A 13666-nucleotide genomic window follows, 5' to 3' on the forward strand; every position below is an offset into this window, starting at 1 on the left:
CCGCCTCGATGAACACGTACACCTCGCTCATCGACCGCTCTCCTTCGGAAAGAAGACCGCGGCTTTCGCAGCACCTCAATCGTCCGGGCCTGCTCGGCGTTCTGCCTGCGCAGCCGCTAGAGCTCCTCGCGTTCCGCCGTGGTCAGCGCGCCGGACCTGCCCTCGAAAACACAAGCCGGGCCCGGCCGCTACGGGTGGAAAGCCTGCTCTCTCACCCGCCCCAGAGCGTGACGTACACCGGCGGCCGGAACTGGGAGGGCGGGACGCCCGCGCCGGGCGCGCGCATGATGCGGGTCGCTGCGGGGGTGTGCAGGAAGTGCAGGAACGCGTCGGTGGCCGGGGAACGGTGCTCGGGCTGCAGGACGGTGGCGTGCCACGTGGCGTCCGACGGCGTGGCTGGGGTCTCCAGTATGCGCAGCTCGTCACGCCGGATGCGGGGCGACACCAGATGGGCCAACGCTGGTGCCACCCCCGCGCCCCCCGCGGCGGCCGCCCAGGTCGCGGCCTGGTTGGGGAACACCCACACGTGCCCCTCCGCCACACCGAGCCGACGCAGCAGCCGCCCGGAGTCCGCGTCTGGATCGGTTCCGGAGGAATCGACCAGCCACGACCACAGCGGCGGCGGGCCGGGCGGCCGCGGCGACCTGGCGCCGGTCACCACGACCAGCTGGGTGCGGAACAGCGGCTCGCTGACCAGTTCGCCCCTGCGGACGGCGCCAAGATACGGTCCGAGCGCGACGTCGGCCAGCCGGTTCTCCACCAGCACGCGTATCTCGTTGCCGGCGGCCACCCCGAACGAGGTCTCGGTCCTGCGCCCCGAGCGGCCGTCGAAGGCCTCCACGAGCGACGGGAGCACGAACTCGGCCAGCGTGCTCGTGGCGACGACCCGCAGCTCGTCGGGCGCACCCCGCGCCGCCCGCACTGCCGCCTCGGCATCCGCGCTCAGTGCGACCATCCGCGACGCGACCGGCAGCAGCCGCGCCCCCGCGGGCGTCAGACGCATCCCACCGCCGTCGGTGCGCCGGATGAGCGGATCGCCGAAGTGGGTGCGCAGCGCGGTGAGCGCCTGCGACACCGCAGACTCGCTCACGTCCAGAGTCCGCGCGGCGGCGCCCACCGAACCGAGCCGGGCAACCAGCACGAAGGTGCTGAGCTGGGTGACGGTCACTATCCGATTTTCCCGCGTTTAGAGGGATAAGTGAATGCTTATCGACCCATTGCATGGCCGGTGAGGAAGAGCGCAGCATCACTGCACAACGGGGACAGCGTTCCAGGAGGGCCCGATGCAGGTTCCAGCTGCATTCCAGTACGAGACGGCCACCAGCGTCGAGCAGGCGATCGAGCTGCTCACACGGTACGGCCCCGAGGCCCGGGTGGTGGCGGGCGGACACAGCCTGCTGCCGATGATGAAGCTGCGGCTGGCCCAGCCCGAAGCCCTGATCGATATCAACGGCCTCGGCGAGCTGGCGTTGATCCGGGTGGACGGGCACGAACTGTCCGTCGGAGCGATGGTCCGCCACGCCGAGCTGCTCGCCTCGCCTGTCGTCGGCGAGCACTTCCCCATCCTGCGGGACGCGGAACGGGTCATCGCCGATCCGCTCGTCCGCAACCGCGGCACCGTGGGCGGCTCGCTGTGCCAGGCCGATCCGTCGGAGGACCTGCCCGCGGCGTTCTCGGCACTGCGGGCGACCCTTGTCGCCCAAGGCCCCGGCGGCAGGCGCACGATCGGGATCAGGGAGTTCTTCCTCGGGCCGTACGAGACCGCGCTGGACGAAGCGGAGCTGCTGGTGGAAATCCGGGTGCCCATCCGTTCGCACGCCAGCGCCTACCGCAAGGTTGAGCGCCGGGTCGGCGACTGGGCGGTCGTCGCCGCAGGAGCGGTGCTGGAGATCTCCGACGGGGTCATCACTGAGGCCGGGATCGGGCTGACCGCAGTGGGTGCCCCACGGTTCGTGGCCGAACGGGCCGAGGACTTCCTGCGCGGCGGACGGCCGGACGACGAGGGCTTCGCCGAGGCGGGCCGGATCGCCTCGCAGGAGTGCAGGCCGACAGCCGACCAGCGCGGCCCGGTCGACTACAAGCGGCATCTGGCCGGGGAGCTCACCACGCGGGCGCTGCGCACCGCCGCCGCACGCGCCCAGGGGCAGGAGGCGTGACATGCGGATCACCGTGACCGTCAACGGCGAGCAGCACACGAGGGACGTGGAGCCCAGACTGCTGCTCGTGCACTTCCTGCGCGACGAACTCGGGCTCACCGGCACCCACTGGGGCTGCGACACCTCCAACTGCGGAGTGTGCGCCGTCTGGTTGGACGGGACACCGGTGAAGTCCTGCACCGTGCTCGCGGTGATGGCCGACGGCCACGAGGTGCGGACCGTCGAGGGCTTGGCGCACGGGGCCGAACTCGACCCGGTGCAGCAGGGATTCGTCGCCTGCCACGGGCTGCAGTGCGGCTTCTGCACGCCGGGGATGATGATGACCGCCCGCTGGCTGCTCGACCACAACGCGGATCCGTCCGAGGAGGACATCCGCAAGGCCATCTCCGGACAAGTGTGCCGCTGCACCGGTTACGAGAACATCGTGCGCTCCATCCGCTGGGCCGCCGAGCACGGCGGCGGGGCGCGGACCGCCGACGCGGGCACCGAGCCGGCGCCCGGCCGCGAGGAGGTGCGGACATGACGACCACCGGGGAACGGCCGGTCGGCTTCGGACGGATGCCCCGCAAGGAGGACGCGAGGTTCGTCCGCGGCCATGGGACCTACGTCGACGACGTCCGGCTGCCCGGGATGCTGCACGGCGCCGTCCTGCGCAGCCCGCTGGCGCACGCCCGGATCGTGTCCGTCGACACCAGCGCCGCCGAGGCGCACCCGAGGGTCAGGGCCGTGATCACCGGGGAGACCCTGGCCGGTCTCGGGCTGGCCTGGATGCCCACGCTCTCGTACGACACTCAGGCGGTGCTGGCCACCGACAAGGTGCGCTTCCAGGGCCAGGAGGTCGCCTTCGTCGTCGCCGAGGACCATTACGCCGCCCGGGACGCCCTTGAACTGATCGACGTGGAATACGAACCGCTGCCGCCGGTCGTGGACGCCCGCCGGGCGCTCGACCCGGACGCACCGGTGATCCGTGACGACAAGGAACAGCAGACCGACAACCGCATCTTCGACTGGTCGGCGGGCGACAAGGAGCGCACCGACGAGGTCTTCTCAGCCGCCGACGTCGTGGTGGAGCAGGACATGCTGTACCCGCGGGTGCACCCGGCGCCGTTGGAGACCTGCGGCACCGTGGCGGACATGGACGCCATCACCGGGAAGCTGACGGTGTGGTCCACCACCCAGGCCCCGCACGCACACCGCACGCTCTACGCCATGGTGTCCGGCATCCCGGAGCACAAGATCCGGATCATCTCCCCGGACATCGGGGGCGGCTTCGGCAACAAGGTCGGCATCTACCCCGGTTACGTGTGCGCGGTCGTCGGCTCGATCGTCACCGGCAAGCCGGTCAAGTGGGTGGAGGACCGCTCGGAGAACCTGATGAGTACCTCCTTCGCCCGCGACTACCACATGCACGGGGAGATCGCGGCGACGAAGGACGGGAAGATCCAGGCCCTGCGGGTCCATGTGATCGCCGACCACGGCGCCTTCAACGCAACCGCGCAACCGTCCAACTTCCCCGCCGGCTTCTTCGGCGTCTTCACCGGCTCGTACGACCTGGCCGCCGCGGACTGCACCGTGACGGGCGTCTACACCAACAAGGCGCCCGGCGGTGTCGCCTACGCCTGCTCGTTCCGCGTCACCGAGGCCGTGTATCTGGTAGAGCGGATGGTCGACCTGCTCGCGGCCGAGCTCGGCGAGGACCCGGCCGAGCTGCGGATGCGCAGCCTGCTGCGACCAGGGCAGTTCCCGTACAAGACGCAGACGGGGTGGGAGTACGACTCCGGCGACTACCCGCGGGCCCTGCGGCTGGCGATGGACATGGCGCACTACGAGGACCTGCGTAGGGAGCAGGCCGAGAAGCGCGAGCGCGGCGAGCTGATGGGCATCGGGGTCAGCTTCTTCACCGAGGCCGTCGGTGCCGGCCCGCGCAAGCACATGGACATCCTCGGGCTGGGCATGGCCGACGGTGCCGAGCTGCGCGTTCATCCGACCGGCAAGGCGGTGCTGCGGATCTCCGTGCAGTCCCAGGGGCAGGGCCACGAGACGACCTTCGCGCAGATCGTCGCCGAGGAGCTGGGCATCCCGCCCGAGGACGTCGAGGTGGTGCACGGCGACACCGACCAGACCCCGTTCGGGCTCGGCACCTATGGCTCCCGCTCGACACCGGTGTCCGGAGCGGCGGCGGCGATGGTCTCCCGCAAGGTGCGCGAGCGGGCGAAGATCGTCGCCTCGGCGATGCTCGAAGTGAACCCGGACGACCTGGAATGGGAGAAGGGCCGCTGGTTCGTCACAGGAGACCCCGAAAAAGGAAAGACCATGGCCGAGATCGCCCTCGCGGCGCACTCCAATCTGGAGCTGCCCGAGGGTGTCGAGGGCCAGTTGGACGCGACCTGCGTCTACAACCCGCCGAACCTCACCTTCCCCTTCGGCGCATACATCTGCGTGGTCGACGTGGACGCGGCCACCGGCCGGGTGAAGGTCCGCCGATTCATCGCCGTGGACGACTGCGGCAACCGGATCAACCCCATGATCGTCGAGGGTCAGGTGCACGGCGGACTCGCCGACGGCGTCGGCATGGCGCTGATGCAGGTGATCGCCTTCGACGAGGACGGCAACTGCCTCGGCGGGTCGTTCATGGACTATCTCCTCCCCACCTCGGTCGAGTGCCCGTCCTGGGAGCTCGGCGAGACCGTCACCCCCTCGCCGCACCACCCCATCGGAGCCAAGGGCGTCGGCGAGTCCGCCACAGTGGGCTCGCCCCCCGCGGTGGTCAACGCCGTGGTCGACGCGCTGAAGCCGCTCGGCGTACGCCATGTCGACATGCCGCTGACGCCCGCCGCGGTGTGGCGGGCCGCCCAGGGCCGGCCGCTGCGCACCGACCTGGCGATCACCTGAGGCCACCGCGATGACGAACACCGAACTGCTGGCCCGCGCGGACGTGCTCCGGCACGGCCGGACCCCGTTCGTCCTGGCCACCGTCGTCCACGCGGAACGGCCCACGAGCGCCAAGCCCGGGGACAGCGCGCTGGTGCTGCCCGACGGCACCGTCGAGGGCTTCGTGGGCGGCACATGCGCCGAGACGACGGTGCAACTGCAGGGCCTGCGGGTGCTGCAGACCGGCGAATCGCTGCTGCTGAGGATCACGCCCGCCGCGGACACCGGGGCCGAAGGCGCGCAGGACCCGGACGAAGGCCTGGTCACGGTGGCCAATCCCTGCCTGTCGGGCGGGACGCTCGACATCTTCCTGGAGGCCAACCTCCCCCCGGCGCTGGCGTACGTCTACGGACACGCCCCCATCGCCCGCGCTCTGCTCGACGTCGGTCGTGCGCTCGGCCTCGACGCCCGACCAGCCTCGCCCGGGGAGCCGCTGCCGCCCGATCTGGGCGTCATCGTCATCGCCACGCACGGCCGCGACGAGGAGACCGTGCTGATCGAGGCTGCACGCGCCGGGATCCCGTACATCGGGCTGGTGGCCAGTCCGAAGCGCGGCGCGGCGGTGCTCGCCGGGCTGAGTCTCACCGAGGAACAACGCGCGCACGTCCACACCCCGGCCGGCCTGGACATCGGCGCGCGGACCCCGGGAGAGATCGCGCTGTCGGTGTACGCCGAGATCATGGCACTGCGGCCGCAGGCGGCCCGAGCCGTGCGCCCCGGAGCCGACTTCGCCGCGCCGCAGGCCGTGGCCGAGGACGTGGATCCCGTGTGCGGCATGACCGTGGCGATCACGCCCGCCACCCCCTCACTGGACCGGGCCGGCAGCAGGGTGTACTTCTGCGGGCCGGGGTGCCAGCACGCCTTCGCCGACGACCCCTCCCGCTACGCGCATGCCTGACCTCGACCCCCTCGTACCCGACGTCCCCGCCCTGCGCTCGCGTCTGGACGCCGTCGGCTACCTGGCCGACGACGCCCTGGCCACGGCGCTGCTGCTGGCCGTGCGCATGCGGCAGCCGATCCTGCTGGAGGGCGAGCCCGGCGTCGGCAAGACCGAGGCGGCCCGCGCGCTCGCCGCCGTGCTCGACACCCCGCTGATCCGGCTGCAGTGCTACGAGGGGCTGTCCTCGGCCGAGGCCCTCTACGAGTGGAACTATCCACGGCAACTACTGGCCATCCGGCTGGCCGAGTCCCGCGGGGAGCCCCTGCGGGACGCCGACCTGTTCGCCGAGGACTACCTGCTGCCACGGCCACTGCTCGCTGCGATCTGCCACCCCGGACCGCGGCCGGCGGTGCTGCTCATCGACGAAGTCGACCGCGCCGACGACGAATTCGAGGCGTTCCTGCTGGAACTGCTCGCCGATGCCGCGGTCACCATCCCCGAACTGGGCACCCGGACGGCTGCGGTGCCGCCGGTGGCCGTACTGACGTCCAACCGCACCCGAGATCTGCACGACGCGCTCAAACGCCGCTGCCTCTACCACTGGATCGACTACCCGGACGCCGCACGAGTCGCCGCGATCATCCGCAGACGGGTGCCGGAGTCGTCCGAGTGGCTGGCCGCGCACGTGGCGCGCGGGGTGGCGCGCCTGCGTGCTCGGCAGGAGCTCACCAAGCCACCCGGCATCGCCGAGGCGATCGACTGGGCGGGCGCGCTGCACGCGCTGGGGCTCTCCGTTCTCGACGCCGACGCTGCCGACCGCACCCTGGGGGCGGTACTCAAGTACGCCGAGGACCTGGAGGCCGTGCGCCGGGCCGGACTGGCGGAGCTGGTCGACGCGGAGGCAGGCCCCGATGCCTGACCTGCCGGAGCTCGCAGCCTCGTTCACCGCCGCCCTGCACGACGCAGGGATCGCGGTGAGCCCCGACCGTACCCGGAGCTTCGCCCGGGCGCTCACCTTGCTGGCACCGTCGACGACGCGCGAGCTGCGGCACTGCGCGCTCGCCACCCTGGTGTCCGACCGCGAGCAGATCGAGCCGTTCGACGCGGTCTTCCACGAGGTCTTCGGCGGCCCGGCCGACCGCGGAGCACAGCGCGGGCAGCCCGGCGACCCGGCCCGATCGCTCCCGGACACCGTTCCCGGCCGCGTCCCCGGCGCCCGGAAGGCCACCGCGGACGGACGCGGCCGGGAGGCCGACGCACAGCCGCGGGAGGCTCCCGTACCCCTCGCCGCCAGTCCGCTCGACCGTCTCGCCAACCGCGACTTCGCGGACCTGTCCGCCGAGGAACTGGCGCGGCTCTCCGAGGTGATGCGCACCCTTGTGCTTCGCACCCCGACCCGGCCGTCCCGCCGGCGCCGCACCGCGCACCACGGTGCGCGCATCGACGTACGCCGCACCCTCTCCGTCAGCCGGCGCACCGGCGGATACCCGCTGCGGCTACACCGCTTCGAGCCCCGCGCCCGCCCCCGCGACCTCATCGTGCTCTGCGACATCTCCGGATCGATGGAGCCCTATGCCCGGGCGATGCTGCAACTGCTCTACTGTGCCGCCCGCGCCGCCCGCGCCGAGGTCTTCACCTTCGCCACCCGGCTCACACGCCTCACGCCCGCCCTGAGGCGGGCCGGGCCGGACGACGCCCTGGCACGTGCCGGACGGGCGGCCCCGGACTGGTCCGGGGGCACCCGGATAGCTCAGTGCCTGGCGGAGTTCAACGAGCGGTTCGGCCGACGCGGCATGGCGCACGGCGCCGTGGTTGCCATCATCTCCGACGGCTGGGACACCGGCGCGCCCGCCGACCTCGCCACCCACATGGCGCGGCTGTCCCGGGTCGCCTACCGCGTCGTATGGGTCAACCCGCGCACGGCAAGCCCGCGCTACCGTCCGCTCGTGGCCGGCATGGCTGCAGCACTGCCCTACTGCGACGCCGTCGTCAGCGCCCACAACCTCGCGGCCCTGGACGACTTCACCGCCGCACTGTCCGCCCCGCGCCACCGCCGATGACCCTGCCCGTCCTCGAGGTTGCCGAAGGGCAGTGGGCTCCGCTCTGCACCGCCGGCACCGGGCGGCGGAGTTGATGCCCGCATCAACCTGGACGCCGGACGTTATCCCTCAGCCATCGCTGACGCTCATGCGTCGGCGGTAGCGGCCGGCTGCCCCGTCAGCAGAGACTCGTCGACCTACGGAACCGGCGGTGCGCAGACCGCCCTCGGTGCGTTCCGAATGCGTCCCGCTTGGACAGGATCGAAAGGGACGAGAGCGGTCTCGCCAGCTCGAAAAAGGGACTCGAACCTCGGCGCAGCGGATTTCCCTTCCTCTAGGATCCGCGACTCCATTAGCAATGAAGACAGTCCGTTAGCAGTGGATTGGCAAATCCGCAGCTTCCTTAGCAATGACTACGAGCAGTAGCGGTCGGTTATATGGCACTTCCGCCAGCCTGCGGGTCGCCGGTTCGACACGATGGTTCGGCGGTGGCGGCGAGCAGGGCGGTGTCGTCGTCAACCCGGTCGGGGGTGTTCAGCAGGTCCAGGGCCCTTTCGGTGATCTGCTGGGGGTCGGTGCGGGCGGCGGCGGGCAGCGCGCCGCAGGTCTGGCGCAGGGCCGCCAGGCAGTCGTCCAGGGACAGCGCCCGGTTTTCCACCAGGCCGTCGGTGTATAGCAGCAGGCTGGTGCCGGGCGGGAACGCCACCTCGCGGTCGACTGGGGTGCTGCCCAGTCCCAGCGGCAGCGCCGGGGGCAGCTCCAGGTAGGCGGTGTCGGCGGTTACCAGCAGGGGCGGCAGGTGCCCGCTGGCGGCGTAGCGCAGGCGGTTGCGGTGTGGGTTGTAGACCGCGTACAGGCAGGTGGCGAAGCGTTCGATGGCGAGCGACTGCAGGTAAGCATCCAGCCTGGCCAGCACCCGGGCCGGGCTTGCGCCCTCCATCGCGAGGCTGTGCAGGGCGGAGCGGAGTTGGCCCATCACGATGGCGGCTTCCACGTCGTGGCCCATGACGTCGCCGATGGCCAGCCCCACGGCACCGTCGGGCAGTGCGAGCACGTCGTACCAGTCGCCGCCGACCTCGGCGCCGCGGTTGCTGGCCCGGTAGTGGGTGGCCAGGCGCACCCCGGGCACCTGGGGCAGGCGGTGGGGCAGCAGGGCGCGCTGCAGGGTCAGGGCGAGGCGGCGCTCGTTGTGGTACTGGGTGGCGTTGTCGTAGGCCAGGGCCAGGCGGTGGGCGAGGTTCTCCAGATACTTGTGTTCGACCGCGGAGTAGTCGGTGTGCCGGACCAGTACCAGGGCCCCCAGTGTCTGGTCGTGGGCGTGCAGCGGCAGGGCCAGCACGGCGGCGGGCGCCGGGTGCGGGCCGGCTGGGGCTGGGGCGGTGCCGTTGATCGCGTGGGTGGCGGCGGTGGCCAGGGCCTCGCGGGCAAGAAGGGGGGTGCCGGCGATGTATGCCGGGGGCGACTGCGCCGGGGCGGGTGCCGCGGCAGTGAGGTGGATGCTGATCTGGTCGGCGAAGTCGGGCAGCAGGATCTGGCCGGCAGTCTGCAGTATCTGGTCCGGGTCGAGGGTGGCGGACAGCCGCAGGCCCGCGTCGGCCAGGGAGGCCAGCACGGCCAGCTGGTTGCGGGTCTCGGTCAGGACCTGTTCGCGCAGCCGGGACAGTTCCAACCCGGTACGGACGCGCGCCAGCAGCTGGCGCGCGGAGAAGGGTTTGGCCAGGTAGTCGTCGGCGCCGGCGTGCCGGCCCTGTACGGATTCCTCCTCGCCGGCGCGGGCGGTGAGCAAGACGATGGGCAGGCGGGCGGTGCGCGGGTCGGCGCGCAGCGCCCGGACCAGCTCGAAGCCGTCCATGCGGGGCATCATCACGTCGCTGAGCACCAGCTCCACCGGCTGCGCCAGGGCCATCTCCAGGGCGGCCCGGCCGTCGGCGGCGAGCAGCACGTCGTAATCGGGCTGCAGGAGCTGGGTGAGGTAGGCGCGCATGTCGGCGTTGTCGTCGACGACCAGCAGGCGGGCCCGGTGGGGGCGGTCGGTTTCGTGCGGGCCGGGGCCGTGGGGGGCATCGTGGGTCGCGGGGGCGTGCGGGGTGCGTGCCGCGGGGGTGGCCGCGGCGCGGACGGGGTCGGCCGCCAGCCAGCCCAGCGCCTCGTCCACGTAGGCCGCGGCGCGGCCGGGCCGGCCGCCTCCGCCTTCCCTGGGGGTTTCCTCCAGGGATCCGGCACCGGCAGCGGGCGGGTCCGGGCGGGGCCGGTGGGCGGCGGCGAAGGGGAGGTTCATGGTGACGGTGGTGCCCTGGCCGAGCCGGCTGTCCACGCCGACGGTGCCGCCGTGCGCTTCCACCAGGTCCTTCACCAGCACCAGGCCGAGGCCGCTGCCCTCGTGGGAGCGGGAGCGGGCGCCGCGGACCCGGTGGAAGCGCTCGAACAGGCGCGGCAGCTCGTCCGCGGGGATGCCGGTGCCGGTGTCGGTCACGGTCAGCCGGGCCCGGTCGCCGGCCGCGGCCACCTGCACCCGGGCGCCGCCGGTGAAGGTGAACTTCAGGGCGTTGCTGAGCAGGTTGAGGATGATCTTCTCCCACATCTCCCGGTCCAGGGACACCGGCTTGGGCAGCGGCGGGCAGTCCACCTCCAGCGTCAGCCCGGCCGCCTCGAAGGCGGAGCGGAACACCCCGGCCAGCTCGGCCGTGGCACCGGCGAGGTCGACCGGCTCGAGGGCCGGGCGCATCTGCCCGGCCTCGGCCCTGGCGACGTCCAGGAGGGTGTTGACCTGCTTCAGCAGGCGCAGGGCGCCGCGCTCGGCCAGCTCCAGCTGCTCGCGCCGCTCGGGCCGGTCCTCGTCGGCCAGGGCCTGCTGGAGCGGGCCCAGGAGCAGGGTGAGCGGGGTGCGGAACTCGTGGCTGACGTTGGCGAAGAAGGTGGTCTTGGCCCGGTCCAGCTCGGCCAGCGCCTCCGCCCGCCGGCGCTGCTCGTCGTGGGCGAGCGCGGCCGTCAGCGCCCCGGCCACGGCGGCGGCGAGCACCTCCAAAAAGTCCCGGTAGGCCCCGGCCGGCGGGAAGCAGGGGTTGACGCCCACCACCAGGACGCCCTCCACCTGGCCCGCGCAGTCCAGCGGCAGGGCCAGCGCCTGCTCGACTGGGAGCCGGGGGGCCGCGGCGTGCTGCCCGGCCGTGTTGCCGCCGGTCAGCGCGGCGGCTGGCAGCGTGGCTGGGGCACCGTCGGCGACCACCTGCGCCAGCCGGGCCGCGACCTCCGACCCGTCGGCCGCACTCAGCGAGACGGCCTCGGGCGCCGGCCGGAGCCCGGCGGAGGCCGCCGGTCGCAGCATCCCGGGCTCGGAGGCCAGGTACAGGCCCAGGAACGGGATCTCCTCGGGATAAGAGCCCAGCACCTCCGCGACGACGCGGGCGACCTCGCCCGGGGTGGGCAGCCCGGCGGTGCGGGCGCCGGTCTCGCTCAGCAGGCGCAGCCGGCGCTCGCCCAGTACCCGGCCTGTGGTCTCGGTGATGATCTGCAGCACGCCGCCGGCGGTGCCGTCGTCCAGCAGCACGGGCTGGAAGGCGGAGTCGAAGTAGCACTGTTCCGGAAAGCCGTGGCGCTCCATGATGAGCGGCTCATCGGGGATCAGCAGGGGCTTGCGGGTGTCGGTCACATAGTGGAAGTGGGAACTCACGGGGTGGACCCAGACCTCGGGGAACACATCCTTATAGGGCCTGCCGAGCGCCCAGGGGTGTTTGGCGCCGACAATGGGTGAGGAGCCCAGGTTGTACAGCGTGGCGAATTCGGCGCCCCAGTACAGAGCCATCCCGTGCTCAGAGGTGAGCATGAGGCGCAGGGTGTCCACCAGGGGCCCCGGCCAGGACTCGGGGGGCCCGAGCGGCGTCGCCGCCCACTCGATCCCGGCCAGAAGCTCGCCGAACGCGCCGGCCTCGGCGAACATCCGGGCCGCCGCGGTACGCGGGTCATCGGGCCGGGTCATCGAGAAATCTTCCTCCTGGCGCCTAGTGATCCGCCCGCGCCCTCCCAAGGCTGCCGACGGCCACTCGCTGCGGACCTCCGGGCAGTTCGGACGCCGGATCCGACGGTTCTGGCTACGCTCCTGCCAGAATTGCAAGGTTAAAATAGCTAAAAAGGTGATTTGCCCAGCAGTTTACGCCTGCAGCCGCACGCCGACGGCGGCGATCGTCGACTCGCAGTCCCTGTGGGCGGCCGCCGACACTGTCGGCCGGGACGGCGGGAAGAAGGTGGCGGGCCGCAAAGGGCAGGTCGTGGACTGCCTGGGCTTGCTGCTGGTGGTGCTGGTCACCGCCGCGAGCGTCCAGGACCGGGATGCCGCTATGCCGCTGCTGCGTGAACACCACCGCAGGATCACCCTGGAGTGGGCCGACGGCGGATACGCCGACGGCAACCAGGCGTCAGGCCGCGACATCATCGGGGCGCGGCGCGTACAGCAGGAGACCAGCCGTCAGCCGAGAGCGTCGAGCAACTCGCGCTCGCGCTGAGCGCCGAGGCCGGCACGTCTTGCCCGGTTCAGACCCTGCTCGCGTTCCCAGAGCAGCGTGTCGGCCAGCAGCTCCGCCCGGGGCCGATGACGCAGCCCTACGGCGCGCGCCGCAGACCCGTCCCGGGCGGAAAACCCTTCCCAGCCCGGTTCGACCAGCCACATCGGCAGTGACTCGGCCCCCATGTACTCGGCCACACCGTTGGTGAGCAGCCATGCCGAGTCGGCGGTGATCACCGGACCGGTGTGCCTGCCGACGGCGCGGGACAGCTCGATCCACTCTCCGAACGGAACGACCGGACCGACAGCGTCGTATGTGCCGATGGTCCCCGTCTCCGCGGCGTCGAGCAGCCAGGCGGTGAGGTCCCGCGCGTCGATCGCCTGTGTCGGCATGGCCGGTGCGTCGGGAACCAGCATCGGCCCTTGCGGGTCGCGTGCGGCACGGGCCACCCAGTAGCCGGAGCGTCCGCTGTGATCCCCCGGGCCGCCGATCAGGCCGGCGCGTGCGATGAGAAGGCGGTCGCCCACAACGGCCGTCGACGCCCGTTCGCAAGCGACCTTCGCCTCGCCGTACAACGCGCGGTCGACCTCGCTCCGGTCGGTCGGAGCAAGCAGGGTCGCGGACTCGTCCGCGGCCAGCGTGGCATGGGAGGCATAGGCGCTGACGGAGGAGACATAAGCCCAGTGCCTGGCCCGGCCGCCCAGTGCGTCAAGCGCCTCACGAACGAACCCTGGCTGCCATGACACCTCGATGACCGCATCCCATTCGCGCTCGAGCAGGGGTGCATACGCCGAAGGATCGCGCCGGTCGGCGGCCACCAGCGTCGCTCCGCCCGAGACTTCTCCGCTTCCGCCGCGAGCCAGGCACGTCACCCGATGACCGCGCTCAATCGCCTGTCGCGACAGCTCCCGGCCCACCCACGCTGTTCCGCCCAGAACCAAGATCTCCATCCCGACACCCAAGCACCACGAACACGAGTACCCAGTGCGGGTTCGCCGACAGCGGACCCGGAGTAGCCGTCAACTAGCCGGCGGCCCCCCACGCACAGCACATCCGGCATGCCAAGCCCGACGCCGCCGACGTTGCGGCCGCTGACGTAGACGCCCCGCCGGATCGGCGTCGTCCCTGCAGAGCACATCGCGCAGCACTGCCTCGTAGCGA

Annotated in this window: 10 protein-coding genes; 7 read left to right on the forward strand and 3 right to left on the reverse strand. The window is 72.0% G+C overall.

The genetic code is table 11. The annotated features are described in order from the left end of the window. Window positions 1–211: 211 nt before the first annotated feature. Window positions 212–1168 (reverse strand): LysR family transcriptional regulator, encoded by a 957-nt coding sequence (locus ACI2LP_RS05365; RefSeq protein WP_404723228.1) that lies wholly within the window; start codon window positions 1166–1168, stop codon window positions 212–214. Between the two features lie 115 nt (window positions 1169–1283). Here ACI2LP_RS05365 and ACI2LP_RS05370 point away from each other — a divergent pair, with 115 nt between their 5' ends. From ACI2LP_RS05370 to ACI2LP_RS05395, 6 genes are read left to right on the forward strand one after another with little or no spacing between them, the layout of a single operon-like run. After that, entirely contained in the window at window positions 1284–2156 is an 873-nt protein-coding gene (locus ACI2LP_RS05370; protein ID WP_404723229.1) for an FAD binding domain-containing protein, read from the forward strand. A gap of 1 nt (window position 2157) precedes the next feature. Next, window positions 2158–2679 carry a (2Fe-2S)-binding protein gene (locus tag ACI2LP_RS05375; RefSeq protein ID WP_404723230.1) on the forward strand — a complete coding sequence of 174 codons (522 nt, stop codon included), beginning with the start codon at window positions 2158–2160 and terminating at the stop codon, window positions 2677–2679. Continuing rightward, complete coding sequence (locus tag ACI2LP_RS05380; protein ID WP_404723231.1) at window positions 2676–5048, forward strand: aerobic carbon-monoxide dehydrogenase large subunit; 2373 nt, start codon at window positions 2676–2678, stop codon at window positions 5046–5048. The genes ACI2LP_RS05375 and ACI2LP_RS05380 overlap by 4 nt, the downstream gene beginning before the upstream one ends. A gap of 10 nt (window positions 5049–5058) precedes the next feature. After that, window positions 5059–5985 carry an XdhC family protein gene (locus ACI2LP_RS05385; RefSeq protein WP_404723232.1) on the forward strand — a complete coding sequence of 309 codons (927 nt, stop codon included), beginning with the start codon at window positions 5059–5061 and terminating at the stop codon, window positions 5983–5985. Then, window positions 5978–6886, forward strand: coding sequence for an AAA family ATPase (locus ACI2LP_RS05390; protein WP_404723233.1), 909 nt, complete (start codon window positions 5978–5980; stop codon window positions 6884–6886). Before ACI2LP_RS05385 ends, ACI2LP_RS05390 begins: the two co-directional genes overlap by 8 nt. After that, window positions 6879–8027 (forward strand): VWA domain-containing protein, encoded by a 1149-nt coding sequence (locus tag ACI2LP_RS05395; protein ID WP_404723234.1) that lies wholly within the window; start codon window positions 6879–6881, stop codon window positions 8025–8027. Before ACI2LP_RS05390 ends, ACI2LP_RS05395 begins: the two co-directional genes overlap by 8 nt. 412 nt (window positions 8028–8439) lie before the next feature. Here ACI2LP_RS05395 and ACI2LP_RS05400 read toward each other — a convergent pair whose 3' ends face one another. Then, window positions 8440–11982 (reverse strand): SpoIIE family protein phosphatase, encoded by a 3543-nt coding sequence (locus ACI2LP_RS05400; RefSeq protein ID WP_404723235.1) that lies wholly within the window; start codon window positions 11980–11982, stop codon window positions 8440–8442. 154 nt (window positions 11983–12136) lie between these two features. Here ACI2LP_RS05400 and ACI2LP_RS05405 point away from each other — a divergent pair, with 154 nt between their 5' ends. Then, window positions 12137–12505 (forward strand): transposase, encoded by a 369-nt coding sequence (locus tag ACI2LP_RS05405; protein ID WP_404723236.1) that lies wholly within the window; start codon window positions 12137–12139, stop codon window positions 12503–12505. On the opposite strand, the gene ACI2LP_RS05410 is transcribed toward ACI2LP_RS05405, so the two are convergent. Beyond that, the gene (locus ACI2LP_RS05410) at window positions 12469–13455 is read right to left on the reverse strand and encodes an NAD-dependent epimerase/dehydratase family protein (protein ID WP_404723237.1); all 987 of its coding nucleotides are present in this window, start codon (window positions 13453–13455) and stop codon (window positions 12469–12471) included. The genes ACI2LP_RS05405 and ACI2LP_RS05410 overlap by 37 nt on opposite strands. Between the last annotated feature and the right edge of the window lie 211 nt (window positions 13456–13666).

Source organism: Streptomyces sp. NPDC019890, assembly GCF_044903445.1.
Classification (GTDB): Bacteria; Actinomycetota; Actinomycetes; order Streptomycetales; family Streptomycetaceae; genus Streptomyces.